General features: G+C 32.9%; 20 protein-coding genes. 7 read left to right on the plus strand and 13 right to left on the minus strand.

Translation table 11 applies throughout. The annotated features are described in order from the left end of the window. The first annotated feature begins 19 nt into the window (after positions 1 to 19). Positions 20 to 1,195: an MFS transporter gene (locus tag EKN01_RS06150; RefSeq protein ID WP_241685262.1), complete on the plus strand. Its 1,176-nt coding sequence runs from the start codon at positions 20 to 22 to the stop codon at positions 1,193 to 1,195. Between the two features lie 37 nt (positions 1,196 to 1,232). On the opposite strand, the gene EKN01_RS06155 is transcribed toward EKN01_RS06150, so the two are convergent. The 8 genes from EKN01_RS06155 to EKN01_RS06190 form a co-directional block, all read right to left on the minus strand. After that, a complete protein-coding gene (locus EKN01_RS06155; RefSeq protein WP_129045418.1) occupies positions 1,233 to 2,594 on the minus strand; it encodes an FAD-dependent oxidoreductase in 1,362 nt (453 codons plus the stop codon). Between the two features lie 116 nt (positions 2,595 to 2,710). Continuing rightward, positions 2,711 to 3,967 (minus strand): D-alanyl-lipoteichoic acid biosynthesis protein DltD, encoded by a 1,257-nt coding sequence (gene dltD / locus EKN01_RS06160; RefSeq protein ID WP_129045419.1) that lies wholly within the window; start codon positions 3,965 to 3,967, stop codon positions 2,711 to 2,713. Between the two features lie 2 nt (positions 3,968 to 3,969). Next, positions 3,970 to 4,197 (minus strand): D-alanine--poly(phosphoribitol) ligase subunit DltC, encoded by a 228-nt coding sequence (dltC, locus tag EKN01_RS06165; protein ID WP_099975312.1) that lies wholly within the window; start codon positions 4,195 to 4,197, stop codon positions 3,970 to 3,972. A 21-nt stretch (positions 4,198 to 4,218) separates the two neighbouring features. Beyond that, positions 4,219 to 5,430: a D-alanyl-lipoteichoic acid biosynthesis protein DltB gene (gene dltB / locus EKN01_RS06170; RefSeq protein WP_129045476.1), complete on the minus strand. Its 1,212-nt coding sequence runs from the start codon at positions 5,428 to 5,430 to the stop codon at positions 4,219 to 4,221. Continuing rightward, the gene (dltA, locus tag EKN01_RS06175; protein WP_129045420.1) at positions 5,423 to 6,943 is read right to left on the minus strand and encodes a D-alanine--poly(phosphoribitol) ligase subunit DltA; all 1,521 of its coding nucleotides are present in this window, start codon (positions 6,941 to 6,943) and stop codon (positions 5,423 to 5,425) included. Before dltA ends, dltB begins: the two co-directional genes overlap by 8 nt. Before the next feature lie 22 nt (positions 6,944 to 6,965). Further along, on the minus strand, positions 6,966 to 7,115 hold the full coding sequence (locus EKN01_RS06180) for a teichoic acid D-Ala incorporation-associated protein DltX (RefSeq protein ID WP_099973892.1): 150 nt from the start codon (positions 7,113 to 7,115) through the stop codon (positions 6,966 to 6,968). 166 nt (positions 7,116 to 7,281) lie between these two features. Beyond that, positions 7,282 to 8,901 carry an APC family permease gene (locus tag EKN01_RS06185; RefSeq protein WP_129045421.1) on the minus strand — a complete coding sequence of 540 codons (1,620 nt, stop codon included), beginning with the start codon at positions 8,899 to 8,901 and terminating at the stop codon, positions 7,282 to 7,284. 116 nt (positions 8,902 to 9,017) lie between these two features. Beyond that, a complete protein-coding gene (locus tag EKN01_RS06190) occupies positions 9,018 to 9,656 on the minus strand; it encodes an NAD(P)H-binding protein (RefSeq protein WP_099973894.1) in 639 nt (212 codons plus the stop codon). A 127-nt stretch (positions 9,657 to 9,783) separates the two neighbouring features. Here EKN01_RS06190 and EKN01_RS06195 point away from each other — a divergent pair, with 127 nt between their 5' ends. The 5 genes from EKN01_RS06195 (at position 9,784) to EKN01_RS06205 (ending at position 14,017) form a co-directional block, all read left to right on the plus strand. Next, positions 9,784 to 11,373, plus strand: coding sequence for a cation:proton antiporter (locus EKN01_RS06195; RefSeq protein WP_129045422.1), 1,590 nt, complete (start codon positions 9,784 to 9,786; stop codon positions 11,371 to 11,373). 120 nt (positions 11,374 to 11,493) lie between these two features. Next, a complete protein-coding gene (locus EKN01_RS07875) occupies positions 11,494 to 11,871 on the plus strand; it encodes a hypothetical protein (protein ID WP_206731623.1) in 378 nt (125 codons plus the stop codon). Between the two features lie 2 nt (positions 11,872 to 11,873). Continuing rightward, positions 11,874 to 12,422: an alpha/beta hydrolase family protein gene (locus EKN01_RS07880; protein ID WP_206731624.1), complete on the plus strand. Its 549-nt coding sequence runs from the start codon at positions 11,874 to 11,876 to the stop codon at positions 12,420 to 12,422. Positions 12,423 to 12,656: 234 nt separating this feature from the next. Then, positions 12,657 to 13,340, plus strand: a complete 684-nt coding sequence (locus tag EKN01_RS07885; RefSeq protein WP_206731625.1) for a hypothetical protein — start codon at positions 12,657 to 12,659, stop codon at positions 13,338 to 13,340. Between the two features lie 89 nt (positions 13,341 to 13,429). Further along, a complete protein-coding gene (locus EKN01_RS06205) occupies positions 13,430 to 14,017 on the plus strand; it encodes a uracil-DNA glycosylase family protein (RefSeq protein ID WP_129045423.1) in 588 nt (195 codons plus the stop codon). 20 nt (positions 14,018 to 14,037) lie between these two features. Here the strand turns inward: EKN01_RS06205 and EKN01_RS06210 are convergent, their stop codons facing one another. From EKN01_RS06210 to EKN01_RS06230, 5 genes are all read right to left on the minus strand, one after another. Beyond that, positions 14,038 to 14,835, minus strand: coding sequence for an aldo/keto reductase (locus EKN01_RS06210; protein ID WP_129045424.1), 798 nt, complete (start codon positions 14,833 to 14,835; stop codon positions 14,038 to 14,040). A gap of 79 nt (positions 14,836 to 14,914) precedes the next feature. Further along, positions 14,915 to 15,328 (minus strand): phosphate-starvation-inducible PsiE family protein, encoded by a 414-nt coding sequence (locus tag EKN01_RS06215; protein ID WP_129045425.1) that lies wholly within the window; start codon positions 15,326 to 15,328, stop codon positions 14,915 to 14,917. 99 nt (positions 15,329 to 15,427) lie between these two features. Continuing rightward, on the minus strand, positions 15,428 to 16,381 hold the full coding sequence (locus tag EKN01_RS06220; RefSeq protein WP_129045426.1) for an alcohol dehydrogenase catalytic domain-containing protein: 954 nt from the start codon (positions 16,379 to 16,381) through the stop codon (positions 15,428 to 15,430). A gap of 8 nt (positions 16,382 to 16,389) precedes the next feature. Beyond that, positions 16,390 to 17,910 carry an ABC transporter permease/substrate-binding protein gene (locus EKN01_RS06225; protein ID WP_129045427.1) on the minus strand — a complete coding sequence of 507 codons (1,521 nt, stop codon included), beginning with the start codon at positions 17,908 to 17,910 and terminating at the stop codon, positions 16,390 to 16,392. Then, positions 17,911 to 18,837, minus strand: coding sequence for an ABC transporter ATP-binding protein (locus tag EKN01_RS06230; RefSeq protein ID WP_129045428.1), 927 nt, complete (start codon positions 18,835 to 18,837; stop codon positions 17,911 to 17,913). Positions 18,838 to 19,027: 190 nt separating this feature from the next. Here EKN01_RS06230 and EKN01_RS06235 point away from each other — a divergent pair, with 190 nt between their 5' ends. Continuing rightward, positions 19,028 to 19,444 carry an Lrp/AsnC family transcriptional regulator gene (locus EKN01_RS06235; RefSeq protein ID WP_129045429.1) on the plus strand — a complete coding sequence of 139 codons (417 nt, stop codon included), beginning with the start codon at positions 19,028 to 19,030 and terminating at the stop codon, positions 19,442 to 19,444. Positions 19,445 to 19,451 lie beyond the last annotated feature (7 nt).

Here is a 19,451-nt window from a genome sequence, read left to right on the forward strand (position 1 = left end):
CAAGAAAGGAGAGAATATTGTGAAAAATAATACATCAACAAAATGGTTTATCATAAGTATGATGCTCATTTCAGCAAACTTGAGATTACCAATTACTATGATGCCTCCACTGATAAATAGTATTGTTAAAGATGTCGGTATGCCGCAATCTATGCTTGGCGTCCTGACAGCAATTCCACTACTGACTTTTGCAGCATTCTCTCCTATCATAGTAAAAATAGCCAAAAAATTAGGAAACGAACTTACTATATTTTTGCTATTTACATTCCTTGTAATCGGAAGTTATGTCAGAGTTATTCCCTCAACTGCCGCACTGTTGATTGGTACATTTTTAGTTGGTGTTGGTATTGACAGTGGAAATGTTTTGATGCCTGCCGTTATAAGAGATCGTATGCCTTTGAAGATGAATGTCGGTACTAGTTTGTATACTCTATCTATGCTCCTAGTAGGTGCCATTGGTACAATAACCGCTGGATTTCTTATTAGTCATACTAGCCTAAAGATAACTATCTCAGTCCTATCTTCAATCAGTATCATCGCCCTTATATTCTGGATCCCTAACTTGAAACATAATGAGATTGCTCATACCAATGGTGATGTTCTTAAAACATACAAAAGTGTCTGGAAACAAAATCTAGGTTGGTTGATTACTTTCTTCTTTGGACTTCAGTCTTTGATTTATTATTCAATAATTACATGGATTCCGTCACTATTAATCTCTCATGGTATACCCACAGTTACAGCTAGCAACTTACTGACAATATTGCAATTAACAACTCTACCATTTGCTTTCATCGTTCCTGCTATGGCTGCAAACGATAATTCAATGAAATACTTAAATATTATGTTAGTTCTTGGATATATATTTGCTCCACTTGGATTTTTAATCAATACTAGTAACATTCCTTTGGTGTTAATATTTGTTCTCTTGACAGGTGTTGGTGCAGGTATTGCATTCAATCTATCAATTGTCTTCTTCGCAAAAAAGACTACCAACCCTTACCAGACTGCTGAAATTTCTGGTATGGCACAATCCATTGGATTTGTGCTAGCAGCGATAGGACCAATTCTTTCTGGATATGTTCAACAACGTTTTCAAACTTGGTCAGCAATGATTATATTATTCGCTATTGTTGCAACCATATTAGCCTCTATCAGTTTTATTATCAGTCACAAAGATAATATTAAAGAATAAAAAAAGCTACTAATCAAATTGATTAGTAGCTTTTTTATTAGAATTTATATTGATTTAATGCACTCTGAGCAGCTAAGTTTAGCAAACTCCATTGTCTGTCGAAACCTGGTTGGAAGAAGAAATCAGCTTCTGCTAATTGTTCTAGTGTCATCTTCTGTTGAACAGCCAACGCGATAGTATTTCCTTGAGCTGTAATATCATATTTTGACATTACGGCTCCTCCAAGGATAACGTGAGATTTTTCATCATAAGTTAGTTGAACAAATACTTCAGGATTATCACTTTCAGGTATATAGCTTGGACGTAAACTATCTTTAAAGAAAGAAGACTTAGCGTTTATTCCAGATCTTGTCGCTGACATCTGGTTCAAACCAGATGTTGCAAAATGATAATCGAATAAACTCAAAGCAGATGAACCTACAACTCCTGTGAATGCTTCCGAGTGTTTGTCCTCAAAAATATGTTTTGCAACATAGCGTGCTTCTCGTCTTGCCACGGTTGCTAATGCAATTGGAATATTCTTCTGTGCAGGTATTGAATATGCCAGAGTAGCATCTCCTACTGCATAGACATCTTGATCATTGGTTTGCAAATACTCATTTGTCTTAATAAATCCATGATCATCAAGGTCAATTGTTCCCTTAAGCCATTCAGTGTTAGGTTTGATACCTGTAGCCTGGATTACTACATCCGCATCAAATGTACCTTTATCTGTCTTAACGCTACTTACTTTTTGATCACCTAAAAATTCTTCAACTTTAGAACCTAAAACAACATTGACACCTTTATCAGTTAATTCCTTTGATAAAATATCTGTCATTTCTGAGTTTAAATAAGTACCTAATGGACGATCAATCGTATCAATAACTGTAACGTTCTTTCCTGCTTTGATACTTGCTTCTACTGCTTCAATTCCAATATATCCGGAACCGATCACAACTATATTTTTCACTTGAGAATCTTCAAGCTTACTTTTAATTTTTGTTGCCCAATCGTAACCTCTCATCAAGAAAACATTTTCCAATTCTTTTCCTGGTATAGGTAACTCATTAGGTGTTACACCTGAACTAAGAATTAGCTTATCATAGCTTACTGTTTCAGTATGACCATCACTTTCAACATCTATAGTTTTTTCATCTAAATTAATTGATTTGACCAGGTGATTATTGGAAATAGTTACGCCTTGTTCCTCAAATTCTTCTGGTCTAAAGTTACGAACATCATTAACATCAGTAACCTTGTTTTCAAGATATAATTCCATTCCACAAGACATAAATGAAACAAAGTCTCCAGCTTCATATAAAGTTATATCTAGATTTTTGTAAGTATCTAATAACTCAATTATAGACTGATGTCCTCCATGAGAAGCACCAACAATGACTACTTTTTCTTTATTCATATGTAACCCTCCTGTTTTATTTACTATACCTACATTATAATCATTATCATTTAGAAATCAATATCATATGATAATCAATTCAACAAAAAAGACTAAACCTATGAGGTTTAGTCTTTTTAAAAATCAATATTATTAGCCCAACTCTTATCTAAGAATTTTTCATTCATATGATATCGAGTCTTATTAGGATCTGCTTTTTTGTCTTTATAGAAACCTTTTAACTTATCATCTACCATCAACCATCCACGCCAACCGATGTGGATAGTATCTTCAGATATATAATTAGGATTTTCAACATTTGTTAAATCAACAATATTATCAAATCCCTGTGATTTCAATTGATATGTTACTTTAGCATCAAATTCATTCAAAACCATTGGTGACATTCCAGTGTACTTCATCCATTTTCTATTTACTGGCTGAATTACAAACATAACCTGTGTATGATTTCTATCAAACATGTATAGCAATGCTTGGAAGTCATTGTACTCTGGTGAATGTAGATAATCGATGTGATTATCGAAGTTCTTATATTTGGATATACGTTTTTTCAAACGCTTTTCAAAGAATTTATTACCTATTTGAAGATCATTATTCTTTGATTTATCCATGGCCATATTTGTGGCAAGATCATTTAATTCATCATAATTGTAATTATCTGGAAGTTTTTTAGCTTCTTTATCTATCAAGCCTTGATTATTCTGTATACCGATACTACCAAATAGTTTATCCTGATTAGTCAATCCCGGTTCTGAAATGTTTTTCAGATAGAATCTTTGATTAGAGGTGATCTGTTTGCCATCTGCTATTCTTCTCAAAGATTCCTTTTTAACATAATTTACCGTTGGATTTAATTCCAAAATTCTATTGGCAATATATTCATTTAATTTCTTATCACCAGTATTTGACTCAAGAATAAATTTATCTACTTGTAGTGGTGAAAAGTAATAATCGAATCCTGCTGCACTAACTCCCGACTGACTGAACCATTGAGGTGAAATAATAAATACTGCCTTATTATTCTTAGTCATTTGCATAGAATTGACATTCAATGCTTGACTCAATGATGCTGTACCAGGGTTACCTTGTAGGAATGGCTGATTATTCCAATGATACTTTTGTGCAACAACAGAAGGGTGGAACGGATCCATTCTAGAAAGCTCTGATGACCCGATAATCGGTATATAGTTTTCATTCTTAGCATAATTCTTCATTATGTCACCCTTTAATACTCTGGCGTCCAATGAAGTTGAAGCTTTTTTCACACTTGTAGGATTAGCTGTTCGATAATTAATTGGTGTTAAAAATAAAACTATAACTGCCAGTCCAGCAATTAAAACTGGACCTAAAATATAAAATAGTTTTTTCCACATAACTAGTTTTCCAATAGTTTTACTTGTTCTGCTATTTTATTTACAGTTGACCATTCAGAACGGTCAAATTCTGATACTGGCACTTGAATACCAAAAGTATCTTGTAGTGTAACCAATACTTCAACAGTAGCCATTGAATCTAGAATTCCATCTGCAAATAAATCTGTATCTCCACCAATATTATCTAAACCTGATACATCTTCAACTATACTCAATATCTTTTGTGTCATTTCATCCATAATAATTTTCTCCTATTTTACAAACCATAATGTATTTAAAAATCCTGAAAAAATCAAGAAACTAAAGCAAACTACATTAAAAGTAATAAATATTGCCAAATACTTGGTAAATCTATTGCTTGGTAATGATTTATGTCTCTTTTTAAATCTCAACCATGCATCATTTATTATCATAGCAGATGCGTGGAAAATACCATAAACTATATAATACCAAGTTAGTCCATGCCAAAATCCCATGATTAGGAACAATGTAACATAACCTATATTGGCTATAGTTACTCTACTTTTAATCCACTTTTTCTTCATAAATAGAAACATCAGTCTCATATATATGAAATCTCTGAACCAGAAAGATAGTGTCATATGCCATCTGTTCCAGAAATCCTTGATATTAACAGATTTGAAAGGTTGATTAAAGTTTGCTGGTGTCTTTACACCCATGAAATTACTAATTGCGATTGCAAAAAGTGAGTATCCTGCAAAATCAAAGAATAGATACATACTGTACACATACATATAAGGCAGAATTGCCCAAGACAATCCTAAGAAATTAGTATGTCTGTAAGACATTGCTAATGCTGCAACCTGCGGTAACATGAGCGTTCCAAAGAAATATCCCAGTATAAATTTATATAAAAACCCCTGCATAATTTTGTTAATTCCACTTTGGAATAACTTTAAATATTCTTCTCTTTCAGGAACTTTGTCATAATCTTTCTCAAATCTTGGAAAACGATCAATTGGACCTGAAGAAATTGTTGGGAAAAATAGTATAAATCTAAAAAATTGCCAAGAAGTTATTTCTTTGATAGCTCCATCTCTGGATTCCATGATTAGCTCGACTACCTTGAAAGTTAGGTAACTAATTCCTAAGAATCCAAATAAAGAAAGTTTCACACTATGTGCAACTGGACTCACTTTTACTATGACCAGTGGAATTATTGCTAAAACAACTGCCCAAAAGAAAATCCAAAAATTATTATGATTCTCTCGATACCTGCGATAACCAAAAACAACAATAAATTCATATATTATAAATGCAACTAGAGAAATACCTTGTATAGCATTGTCTCCAAAGAAGGTAATAATCAATATTCCTAAAGTAGCTATAGTTTCATAAACTTTGAATCGTCTACCATTGAACAATCCTATAATTATAGGTAAAAGTAAAATCAGTAAATATATAAAATACGACGGGCTAGTATACGGAGTTATATTATGCATTGACCGTACCAATCAAAGCCTTTCTATCAATTTTGCCATTACTTGTAATAGGTAAACTGTCTACAAATCTAAATACATTAGGAATCATATAATCCATCGTTGTTTTCTTAAGATCTTCTTTTAATTTTAGTGATAGTTCTTCAGCATCTTGTTCTTGCATATCTGACTCTAGAACTACATATGCTATCAATTTTTTAACCTTGTGGTCAGAGTCGTATAGTGGAACTGTACTTGATTGTTTAACTTCTACCAAGTTACCTAACAAAGCATCTATTTCTTCTAGTTCAATACGATATCCATGCATCTTAACTTGGAAGTCTGTCCTACCTCGATAGAACAACAAACCATCAGAATCTCTAGCAATCATGTCACCAGTATGGTAGAAAGTCTCACCTGAAATGTTCTCAAAGGCTTTCTCTGTTTGCACAGGATTATTAATATAGCCTTTAGAAACATCTGGACCATTAACTAAAAGTTCTCCGACTTCTAAGCCGTTATCATCGGATTGTGAATCTTGAATCTTATAATCCATATTGTCTTTTAAATATCCGATTGGCAATCGATCGTAATTCTCTAGAACTTCTGGAGTAATTTCGATAGAAGTAATTGCTACTGTATTTTCTGTAGGACCGTATGTATTATACAATTTTGCATTAGGGAACTTATTCAAAACCTTTTTAGCTGCTGCGTGAGTTAATTCTTCACCACAGAAGATAAATTTTTGAAGATTTGGCATTGATTCTCCCTTGAAATCAGGGAATAAGCAACATAGTTCAAAAAATGAAGGTGTAGAAACCCACACATTGAATTCTGAATTTTTCAGTGACTCTTGTAATTTTGCAAAATTACCAGTCACTGATTTATCCAAGATTTCCAATGTAGCACCGTTTGTAAGTGCAGGATAGATACTAAATACTGATAGATCGAATGAAAATGGTGCCTGTAACATCACATTATCATCTTCATGATACTGGAATTCTTGATTAACCCAATCTACAAAATCTATTAGGTTAAGTGTGCTAATCTGGACTCCCTTAGGAGTTCCTGTTGTTCCTGATGTGAAGATAATATAGAAGTTTTCATCATCTGCAACACTATGATCTTCTGTATAAGTTGAATCATCAGAACTGAAAATATCATTTAATTTTTTCTTATCAATAACTGGAGTTTCAACATCAAATTCAGTTAAGTCACTCCAATTTAAAATTAGTGCTGGTTTTGCTACGTTATTTATTTGTTGAATACGTGATGGATCAGATGATTCATCCACTGGTATATATGCATGACCAGATTTGATAGCTCCTAAAAATATCGCAAGCATCTCAAACTGTTGTCCACCAAAAACAATAATCGGTTGATTGTTATCAGGTAGTTCACTATCTAAAAAATTTGCTACTTTATTTGAATAATCTGATAAATCTTGATATGTCTTTGTTTCTGAACCATTCTTATATGCTAATTGTGTAGGATTTTTTTGGGTAACATTATTAATTCTTTCAATAATTTTATTCATATCAGGTACTTCCCCTTTTATTTTAAAATTCGTTGTAAATGAATTTGCTACTTCCTGCACCGTTGTAGCCGTATATATACAATATAATTACAAATATAATGAAAAAGACGACTGTTTTTAAAACGAAAATAGAACTTGGCCTTTTAAAAAAGTTAATGATTTTATTTTTCATAACTACACCTTTCTCTTATACACATACATCTAAATTACTCTCTTTTTTAAACTTTCTCAATAATTATTTTAACCCCACCTAACAATATTGGGTATTAGATTGCTCATAATAAAAATTTATTAATTTATTGCTCTAAAAAGACCAACAAATTAATGTCGGTCTTTCTTTATTCAGCTAAATTATATTCTCTACGTCCAAATAACATGACTAATACAATACTTGCAATAGCAACTATCAGGATATATAAAATCTTATTAGCAATATGTGTACCACCTAGATAAAGGATTAAAACTAATCCTATAATTATGGTACTTAAAATTCCTGTCCATTGAACTCTAGTAAAGGCAGCACCTGTAGTACTACGTTCTTCTCTACTTGTAATGTATGGCATGACTGCTCCTAGTCCAATTAATACTACTATCGCAATGATATTAATAATTAATTCATACCACCAAGTGCTTGATGCAAACTTAACATCTTGTGGTCCAAATCCAAATACCGTTGCCACTGCTGTAATAATAAAACACCACCATCCAAATGCTAGAGCTAACTTATCATTCTTTATAAAGACATAATCTGATGGATATTTATCACTATTCATGCGAATTTTAATGAAAGCAAAGAACACCCAACATGTTACACCGGGGGAAATGATACCGTTTAAGTTCAATAACCAATTAAAGATATCATTCATATCTGGTAAAAATATACCCAGTAACATGATGAAAGCACTCAAACCAACAGTTAACAGATACCCATTGATTGGAAGCCCTGAAGCGTTTTTCTTTCTCAAAACTTTTGGCATGTATCTTGCGCCAGTATCTGAAATTAGCATGCGAGTCATAGCTTCTAACAGAACTGCTAGTAGTGCGGCAAGATAAAATACTTCTGTCCAAGCAAAGATATACATTAAAGTATTACCCATATTAAAGGATTTACCTAGTGCTTGGAACGCATAATATGATCCATTCATCTTCAAATCGTGAGGTAAGTTATATGCATTGAAGAAAACCCCTAAAGCTAATGAACCAAATATTGTTAGAAATGCTGTCATAACTGCCAGCATAATCATTGCCTTAGGAAAATCACTTTGGGGCTTCTTCATTCTAGAAACAAAAGGTGCAATTAATTCTGAACCATTAACGGCATAAATTAAAAGACCAATGGTTGTTAGATAATGCAAATCAAATTTAGGAATTAAAGTTTTATACGTAAACGGTTGAGTGGCAATATGGCCACCTCTCATTAATGAAGCTGCTGTCATCAATACGAATAGAACGGTCATCCCAAACATCGCTACACCACCAATAGTACCAAGTATTTCAAGTGAGTGCTTAAAGCGAGATTGTACAAAAATGAAAATTCCAAAAACGACAAATGTAAGCAATGCAAACATGCTATTAGACATGTTGTCTTGCATAGATGCATTACCCTGGATAGCCCACCCAAGACCAACCACAACAGAATTAGCTGTATCAACAACATAAGGAATGGATGCTGCCCAATAAGTCCATGCAGTGAAATATCCTAAAAATTCACCATTTGTACCACGAACCCATGAAGATAGTCCCCCACCTTCATTACTGAAGGCAGATCCAAGTTGCCCAACCATCAGTGCATACGGAACAACGTATAGGAATAACATCAATATCCATGAAGTTACAACTCCTAAACCTTGTCCTTGTAAGTTATAAATTAAGTCATCGAAACCGATAACTGTAACAAAGCACATCATTGCCAAGACTGGCCAGCTAATAAAACTGCTTTTTTGATCGAAATTTTCCATTTTTTCATACCTGTGTATATAAAATTAACAACGGTTATTAATTTTACACTAATTTTTAATTAGTTTTGATACTTTTTTGAAAAAAATAAAAAAACAACCAATTTAATGGTTGTTTTTTAGATAGATTTTATAGCTGAATTGATATCTACATCACCCGAATGCATTGATATAACCTTTTTCACAGTATTATCATTTTCCAAAATAGCTGCTAATACACTTGCAACATCTGGAATAGGATTAGGTCCACCAACTTGATCATTCAATTGAACTTTACCTGTGGCAGCCTCTTCAGTCAGTGTTCCTGGTTGAAGAATAGTATAGTCAAGATTTGTATTATCTATTAGCCACTTATCTGAATAAAATTTAGAAACATTATAATCCATAATGGCTGCTAGTGATGGATTCTCTGACCATTTTTCTTGATCCATTGAGAATAATGAGCTCAACTGAATATAACGTTTAATTCCTTTATTTTCAGTAGCTTGCATTAATTTTACGGCACCATTTAAATCTGTTTGTAGAAGATCTTTGCCACGAGAACCTGCAACAAATATTACTGCTTCAGAATCTGCTAGCACTTCTTGTATATTTTCTACAGAATCATGGAAATCCAAATATACTGGTTTAATGTTTTGTGTTTCTTCTATCTTTTGATAACCTCTTGCTGCGGCATATACAAAATGACCGTTACTAACAAGATCACTTACCAAATTTTCTCCAACTCTACCTGTAGCTCCTGCAACGAATACTTTCATAATTAACACCAACTTTTTTTATTATTAAAAATATAGTTCAGTATAACACTAATAATCTAGTTTATACTTTATTTAAACAGTCATTTATTTGTTATAATTAAACTTGCTATTCTAGGGGAGGAAAATTATGGAAGCATCAACATTTAATACTTTAGGCACTTTATTTATTGCGTTTTTAATTGTCGGTATTGGAAACATTTTATCTTCAATATTTTCCAAAGTTTCAAGTTCCTACTTCAATCTTGTTTTGGGAGCCTTAGTAACCTTAATTCCTGCCTTTAATAACTTCATACCAAAGTTTGACAGTGAACTCTTCTTGCTCATGATTATTTCACCATTGCTGTTTTTTGAGAGCAACAATACTGATAATCGAATTGTATCAGGAAGCATACCCTCTATAATTGGAACTACAGTTTTCATGGCTGTAATTATTTGTTTAGTAACACCCATGACTTTAATATTCTCAATGTCTATCTCATTTCCACTAGCTTTTATACTTACTGCTATTAATACACCTACTGATGCCACTGCTCTTGATTCTGCTCTAGGTAATACAAAGTTAAACAGCAAGATACATAATACTTTGAAGACAGAATCATTATTCAATGATGCAACAGGTATCGTTCTTTTATCAGCCGGAACTATCTGGTACAAAACTGGTCACTATTCTTTAACAAATAGTCTCGAGAGTTTCCTAATTAGTTCTATAGGGGCTATCATTGTAGGTTCAATTATCGCACTTATGTTTACCCTAATCAGACAATGGCTAATTAAATCTTCATTTAATGTTATTTCTACACAGATTACCTTATTTTTATCTACACCATTCATAGTTTTTTGGACAGCAGAACATTTTCACTTTTCTGGAATAATTGCTGTCGTGGTTGCAGGTTTAGTAAGTAACAGTGAAGTAGGAAAATCTAGATTTGTAGTACCTCATGGTGTCCATGCAAATATTCAGGTTTCATCGTATATTGCTGAATTATTTAATGGCTCTGTGTTCTTCTTCTTAGGTATTAATATCTGTCGTATATTAATTGAAAGCCATGTTTATCTGCTAAATCACTTAGATTGGTTATGGGCTGGTATCATTGTTTACGTTGTTTCTGCATTAGTTAGATTTGTATACTACCTATTCATAAACAAAAAACCGAAAGACAGCTTTATTTTTGCAATTGGTGGAGTCCATGGTGCAGTTACACTTGCCTTAGCATTGTCAATTGCTGACAGTGTCAGAGGAACTCATTTTTCAAATATCATCCTTGCAACAACTGTTGTTATTCTGCTAAGTATGATTATCCCTTCAGTTGTATTGCCTATTATTATTCCAGATAGAGTAGATACCATTGATGATAAACTAATTCAAAAATGTAAAACTGAGATGGTACAAATCGGTATCGAAAGAATCAATGAAATGGACGAACTAAGTAAAAAAGTAAAAAACGAAGTTATTTACAAATTACAAGATCAAGATAAAACTAACACATTTACTGATTTTATAACTAAATCAATGTTCCGACGTGGCTTAACTGAAGATGAGGATCTTTATCAAGAAAGAAGAGCAATAATGTATGCTCTAGACTCTGAAAGAGCCTATATCTACAAGCAAGTTTCTGATGGAACTCTTGATTCAAAAACTGGTTATGAAATTACCAGTGATATTTTATTATCAGAAACATTAATAATTGATAGTCGAAATAACCTAGACTTACGATAAAAAAATCTTGCCTAGTATTCCACTTTGGAATACTAGGCTTTTGTTATTCCAAATTTGAATATTTTTTATGGCATTAATAATTTATAATCAATCTATATTCAAATATGGAGGGAATTTTTAATGAAGAAATATAAATTAAAAGCAATTTTAGCAACATCTATTCTTTTAATTAGTTCTTTAGTACCTGCTACAATTGGCACAGTTCAAACAGTTAATGCTGAAAAAAGTGCTGTCAAAACTATCAAAAAGAGCAGTGTGAAAAATCCAAAGGGAGTATCATCTCTAAAAATTGATAATTCCAAATGGAACTACAACTCTGATGATGATGTGTATTGGCAAGTAGGCATCAACTATTCTACAAAACCTGCTGATACTAAATATGAATCAATGGGTATCTACGTTCCTGGTAAATATATGACTGCCAAGAAAAACAGTGATGGTACTACATATACTGCCAAAGCTAGCACAAGTAAGAAAGTAAATGGTTATACTTCATAATTATGCCAGTTGAAACACCTGGTTACGCAGCATTTGAAGCACCTACAGGATATGCTGATGGTGTTGGTAAGTATGCCAAAAAAGGTATCATTTATGCTATAGCTGGTGCACGTGGTAAGGAAGGAATGATGGGTGGATCTTCTTCATCTGACTCCTCAGAAATCACAAGTGGGGCAGCTCCTTATGCTGTAACCGATCTAAAAGCTGCTATTAGATACATGCGTTATAACAAGAAAAATCTTGCCGGAGACACAAACAAAATAATCACATTTGGTATGTCCGGTGGTGGTGCTCAAAGTGCTCTAATGGGTGCCACAGGTGATAGTAATCTATACTACCCATACCTACAATCAATTGGTGCTGCTATGAAAGATAGCGATGGTAAATATATCAGTGATGCAACCTATGGTTCTATGGCATGGTGTCCTATCACTAGTTTGGATGAAGCCGATGAAGCATACGAGTGGAATATGGGTCAATTCTCAGATTCTGATACTCGTGCTGATGGTACATTCACTAAAGAATTATCAAATGATATGGCAAAACAATAATATGCACAATATCTAAACAAACTTAAACTTAAAGATGAAAATGGTAAGACACTTAAACTAGAAAAGTCTAAATCTGGTATTTATACATCAGGTAGCTACAATAACTACATCAAGAAAGTTATCGAAACATCTCTAAATAATTTCCTTAAAGATACAAAATTCCCTTACACTGTTAATAACAGTCAACAAGCTGGTGGTAACTTCCCTACAGGAGCTGATACTTCAGCAAGTGGTATGGGTGGCGGAATGCCAGGTGGTGGTATGCCAGGATCAGACTCATCAGATGCCGCAACATATAAATCAGCAAGTGACTATATCAAGTCATTGAATGAAAATGGTACATGGGTTAAATATAACAAGAAGACAAACAAAGCAACAATAACAAGCGTCAAAGCATTTGTACAAAACATGAAACAACCTACAAAGGGTGTTCCAGCCTTTGATAGTCTAGATCTTAAAGATGAAACAGAAGTATTTGCATATAACAATGAAACGCCATCTCATTTTGATACAGTAGTTGCTAACTTACTAAAGAAAAATGAAGATAAATACTCTAAATTATCTGACTGGAATTCTGATTACGTTAAATCATACGGCGAAATTAATGATAATCTAGATGCTGTCGGTAGCAACGTAAGTCACAGAATGGATATGTACAACCCTATGTACTACTTGAACGACTACTATGATGGTTACGGTACTTCTAAAGTTGCCAAATACTGGAGAATCAGAACTGGTATTAACCAAGGAGATACAGCATTAACAGTTGAATCTAACCTTTCTCTAGCTCTTCAAGCAAACAAAAACGTTAAAGACGTTGATTTTGCAACAGTATGGGGACTAAAACATACTACTGCTGAAAGAACTGGATCAAGTGAAAACAACTTAATTAAATGGGTAGTTAAAATAACTAAATAATATAAAAAGGCAAACAAATCTTGTTTGTCTTTTTTTGTGCAATTATTGTATATTAAACATAATTAAACTTATAAATTAAGGATACAATCATGAATGAAGAAGAGATATTCAATCAGATAAAAAATGATCCTGAAAACAAAGAATATACATCAATCGGCTGGAATCCACTATTTGCTGCTCCTCCTACAGCTGAGATTCTTATTGTAGGTCAAGCACCTAGCAAAAAAGTTCAAGAATCTAATATCATGTGGAACGATAAAAGCGGTGACCGACTAAGGGATTGGATGGGGATTGATCGTAATATATTTTATGATTCAAAAAAAATAGCTATTATCCCAATGGACTTTTACTATCCAGGCAAAGGAAAGAGTGGAGATTTGCCACCAAGAAAAGATATTGCTGAAAAATGGCACCCGAAACTATTAGATAGCATGCCTAATATTCAATTGACTATACTAATTGGTATGTACGCTCAGAAGTACTACTTAAACCTACAAAACAGCGATAAAATTACTGATATTGTTAAAAACTATCAGAATTATCTACCCGAATATTTCCCAATAGTTCACCCTTCTCCACGAAACAATATTTGGTTGGCTAAAAATGAATGGTTTGAGGAAGAAGTAATTCCGGCACTTCAACAAAATGTAAAAAACATAATAAAAAGATCCCACTAATTATTAGTGGGATCTTTTTATTATAACCAGCCAAATAATGAAACATCTTTATCTAGTTGTTTTATCTCGTTCATATCTTCATCAGTTAATGAAAAATCAAAAATATCTATATTTTCAATCATACGATCTTCATGCGTAGTCTTTGGAATTGCAATGATTTCTCTTTGAATCAATGATCTAAGCATAATTTGTGCAACTGACTTTTGATACTTATCAGAAAGATTCTTCAAAGTACTATTATTCATAACATTGGCAGGATTGGCTGTAAGTGGTGACCATGCTTCTAATTTGGTATCAAATTTTGAGATGGAATCTTGAATTTCAAATTGTTGTCGAAAGACATGTGTTTCATTTTGGTCAACCGCTGGCATTATATGAGCGTTGTTAACAATATTGTCGAATTCTTTTCCATAAAAATTACTCAAACCTATTGATCGAACTTTACCCGATTCAACAGCTTCCTCCATTGCTTTCCACATACCCAAATAATCAGAACCTGGCCAGTGAATCAAAAGTAGATCGATATAGTCCTGATTCAATGCTCTTAATGATTTATCAATTGAATCTTTGGTTTCATTGTATCCACCGTTTGGTGCTAACTTAGTAGTCAAAAAGATTTCTGACCTAGGAACACCACTATTATTAATCGCCTTACCCACACCTTCTTCATTTCTATAATATTGTGCAGTATCAATTAATCGATATCCATTTTTCAAGGCTTGTGAAACTAATTCTTCTGTTCTGACTGGATCAACTTTGTAAACACCATATCCTAAAATAGGCATATTATATCCAGAGTTTAATTTTGTATATTCCATATTAATATCTCCATTGATTTTAAATTCAATGATGATTGTACTACTTATAGTTAACTTTAAATCAAGTATTTTGTAAAAATTACTCCAAATCTTTTCCTCTATTGATAAGTGTTAATCCCACCAATAATAAGAATATCGATGATGATATCAATAAGATATCCATCGCACTATCATGGAGTGTCAATAAGGTTCTTAAAAGAGCTGTAACACCCAAATATATAAAGAATCTCAAAGGTGTATGACCCTTTTCTTTTATAAAAACTATTACCAATGATAGAAATTCTAGAAATAGGAAGAACGTCAACAAATTGTCTACAATCTCATAAAAAGTGGTGCTAGATTCAGTTGCAAGAGTCATAACAAAAAGCGAGTACAATTCCTTGAATAGAAAGAAAATTAGCAACAAGCCTAGCAATGTTACAGCAACAGTAGAAACAATACTATAGAAGTTTGGCATATTTTCTGTAAAAAATCTTTTTACTTTATCAAACATAAATACCACCTATTGAAATAGATTTAATAGATAATATTATATTCATTTACGTAAGTTTAATAAACAAAATAATCTGGATACAACGACTATTATTCAAATTCAGTTTTTATTCATTACGATTACTTTGCCAAATCCGTTGCTACTTTCCAAATATCTATGAGCATCAGCTATTTCATCCAAGCTATATATTTTAGCTGGTTTTACTTCGACAGAATTATCTTCAATATAATCAATCATTTCTAAAATTCGGTTGTAGTCTACATCCCCAGAATGAATAGCTGTCAAATAACTACCATTAGGAATATCTCCAACAGGCTCGAATCCTTCTAGATCCCATTTACCACCCAATAATCCAGTGTCACAAACAATTCCATTTTTTATATGTTCAAATGTATCTTTGAGAGTTGTAGGTCCGACTAATTCCAATGATTTATCAAAGATTTCTGTTGTTTGTAGGACACTATCTTTATCTTCAACCACATCGTCGTAACCTAATTCGATTAACTTATCTCTTTTTGAGAGACTACGCACAGAAGCAACAACCCTTTGAGATTTATTTTTAGCTTTTATCAATCTGAGAAAAGCCACGCCCACACCACTAGCACCAGATCTTACTAAGATAGTGTCATCATCTTTGACCTGTAGTGCCTTCAACGATTCAAAGGCTGTGTAATATGTTTCGGGAATAGCTGCCAAGTCTTCCCAAGAAAGTTCTGTCTTCACCGGATAAATTTGTTCATTTGGTAGCAATACATACTCGGCATATGATCCGTCGAATGCACGTCCCATCTCACCCATTATAGATATTATTTTCTCACCTTTTGAAAATTTATCTGATGTACTTTCTTCAATAATTCCGACACATTCTATCCCTAAAATACGTGGAAATTTCACTGAAGGAGATAGACCATCACGTGTGAAAATTTCGGAATGATTTATTCCAAATCCCTTAATCTTAACCAATGACCAGCCTGGTTTTACTTTAGGAATGGGTACTTCTGTTATTTTAAGAACTTCTGGTCCACCTGCTTCGAATACTTTAACAGCTTTCATATTATCACCTATTTTATAAGATTTTGTTTCTTCAAAAATTCTCTAGCTACTGTAGATGCTTTTTTGTGTTTAACTTGAACTTCATAATTCATTTCTTGCATCTGCTCATCAGTAATTTTACCTGAAATTTTTTCAATAGATTTCACTACCTCAGGATGCTTTTTAGCAAATTCATCTTTCATCAATGCTGATCCTTGATAAGGTGGGAAGAACTTTTTATCATCTTTCAAGACAACTAAATTGTAATGCTTTATTTCAGGATCAGTTGTATATCCGTCAACTAAATCAACTTTTCCTTCAACTAATGCTTTATAGCGAATACTACTATCCATAGTATTAACATTCAAATCCAGTCCATAGTCTTTGTTTAAACCTTTGTAACCATCATTTTGTTGAGCAAAATCACTATCAAAGCCAGCTCTAGCTTTTTCAGATAAATTAGCTAAATCTGAAATAGTCTTAAGATTATTTTGTTTGGCAAAATCTTTGTTTACAACTAGTGCATAGCCATCTTGAAATTCCATTGGTTTCATATAATTCATCTGATAATTTTTGCTTAATCCGTCATGTGCTTCTTCATAAACCTGCTTAGGATTATTGTCAGTTTTAGAATTTGTTTTCAAAATATTCTGTAATACAGTTCCTGTAAATTCTGGATAAATATCTATCTGACCAGACTTCAAGGCACTGAAAACAAATGACGTAGCACCAAAGTTAGGTTTAATTGTCACTTTATATTTTGGATTATCTTCTAATATAAGATCTTTGTAGATATTCATTAAAATCTCAGGTTCAGGTCCTAACTTTCCTGCAATAGTAATCTCAGTGTTTTTACTGCTAATGTAAGAATTAAATCCTATACTTCCAGTAATGATTGCCAACAATGCAACAATTATTATCAGAGCATTCCTTAACCTTATATTACCCAAAATTCTAATTAAACCACTTACGACTAATGCCAATAAAGCCGACAATCCAGCACCTATAATCAATAGAGAATTATTATTTGTCTGAATTCCTAATATAATATATGATCCTAAGCCACCAGCTCCGATTAATGCAGCAAGTGTAGCAGTTCCTATAATCATTACAAGTGCAACTCTTATACCTGAAATTATCATTGGATATGCCAATGGCAACTCTATCCTGAAAAGTCTCTTTCTTCGAGATAAACCAAAAGCAACCCCTGCCTCTTTCAAAGCCGGATCAATTCCATCAAAACCCATGTAAGTATTTTGAAAAATGGGCATAATAGCATAGACTACCAGCGCTATAACTGCTGGAGTAGTACCTATTCCTACTAATGGAATTAACAATCCTAGCAACGCCAATGATGGTATTGTTTGAAATATACTTGCTATTTGTAGCGCAACCTCAGCCGATTTAGGTCTATCTTTTAATAAAATTGCCAAAGGTATAGCAATTGCAGCCGCAATAATTAATGCGATTAACGATATTTCTAAATGTTGCCACAATGCATTCAATATATTCGATCGATCATTTACAATTGTTGAAATTAAATCATTCATCTAGTCCACCACCATTGCTATAAATTTAATAAGTTCTTGTGATGAAATAGCTTGATCTGTCCCTTTTACGTGGACTATGCCTTCAACCAGTAACTTTTCAGATAACTCAGGCAGAGTATCAGTAGGATTAACTTCCGTTTTGATTGATTCATTACCTATTGAATGAGAATAATTTATCGAAACAATATCCGCCACAATAGAGTTCAGATGTTCCCCAGCAAAGAAGTCACGTACAAAATCATTTGCAGGGTGGTTTAGAATATTTTCTCTTGAATCAATTTGTTGAATTTTTCCATCTTTCATCAATGCTATTTGTGTCCCTAACTTCAATGCTTCTTTCATATCATGAGTAACAAATACAATTGTAGAATTACTTTGTTTTTTAATTTCTAATACCAAGTCTTGCAACTGTACCCTGGTGACTGGATCTAATGCTGAAAATGGCTCATCCATCAGAATAACATCTGGTTTTGTAGCTAAAGCACGTACGATTCCAACCCTTTGTTGTTGTCCACCAGACAATTCATCTGGATAACGATTGGCGTATTTTTCAGGTGACATATTCACAAGTTCTAACAATTCATAGGCAATTTTTTGACGTTCTTCTTTGGAGACTTTTTGGGCTTCTAATTGAATGCCAATATTTTCTTCAACTGTTAAATTTGGGAAAAGTGCAATATTTTGCAAAACGTATCCCATTTTTAAGCGCATATCTGTAATGTTGTGATCGTTTAGCTCAACACCGTTTACTTCCACTGTTCCAGACATGGGTTTTATTAATCGATTGATCATCTTAAGAGTAGTAGTCTTACCGCTACCACTGGGTCCAACCATGACAAATAAGTTGTTATCATAAATATCAAGATTCAAATCAGAGATAATTTCTTTATCTCCGTATCCAGAAGTTACATGTTTGAATGAAATCATAAAAATTCCCCTTCATTTCATATCCGTACTTTTATTAGTGCTGATTATACAATCAGTATCATTAATATACAGGTTATATAGTAAGATATATTTTAATACTGTCCTATTACTTATAATATAGTTATTATTAAGAATACCAACAATTATACTTAATATAATTAGGACATAAGTTCAAAAATGGAGAATCATTATGGTTGATAACGTTGATATTGAGATTTTAAAAATACTAAATAGAAATTCCCGAGTAACTCTTAAAGAGTTGGGAGATCAAGTCCACATGAGTTCACCTGCACTAGCTGAACGAATCAGAAAACTGGAAGATCAAAATGTTATAAAAAAATACAGTATCGAAGTGAATCCAGAAAAATTAGGATTCGTTCGTCCTGTTTTTATTAACGTTCAAATAACTAACCCTAATCATGAAAAATATCTAGACTTTGTAGCTGAAAACAGAAACTTTATGCTACATCATTATCGTACTACTGGAAATAGTAACTATTTGATTGAGGGAGCGTTCCAGAGTACTGAAGAATTGGACAATTTTTTATCAAAATTAAGTAATTTTGCTACCTATGATGTAACTGACGTCGTACATTTTTTCTTTTAAAAATTTA

The organism is Companilactobacillus metriopterae (assembly GCF_004117915.1).
Taxonomy (GTDB): domain Bacteria; phylum Bacillota; class Bacilli; order Lactobacillales; family Lactobacillaceae; genus Companilactobacillus; species Companilactobacillus metriopterae.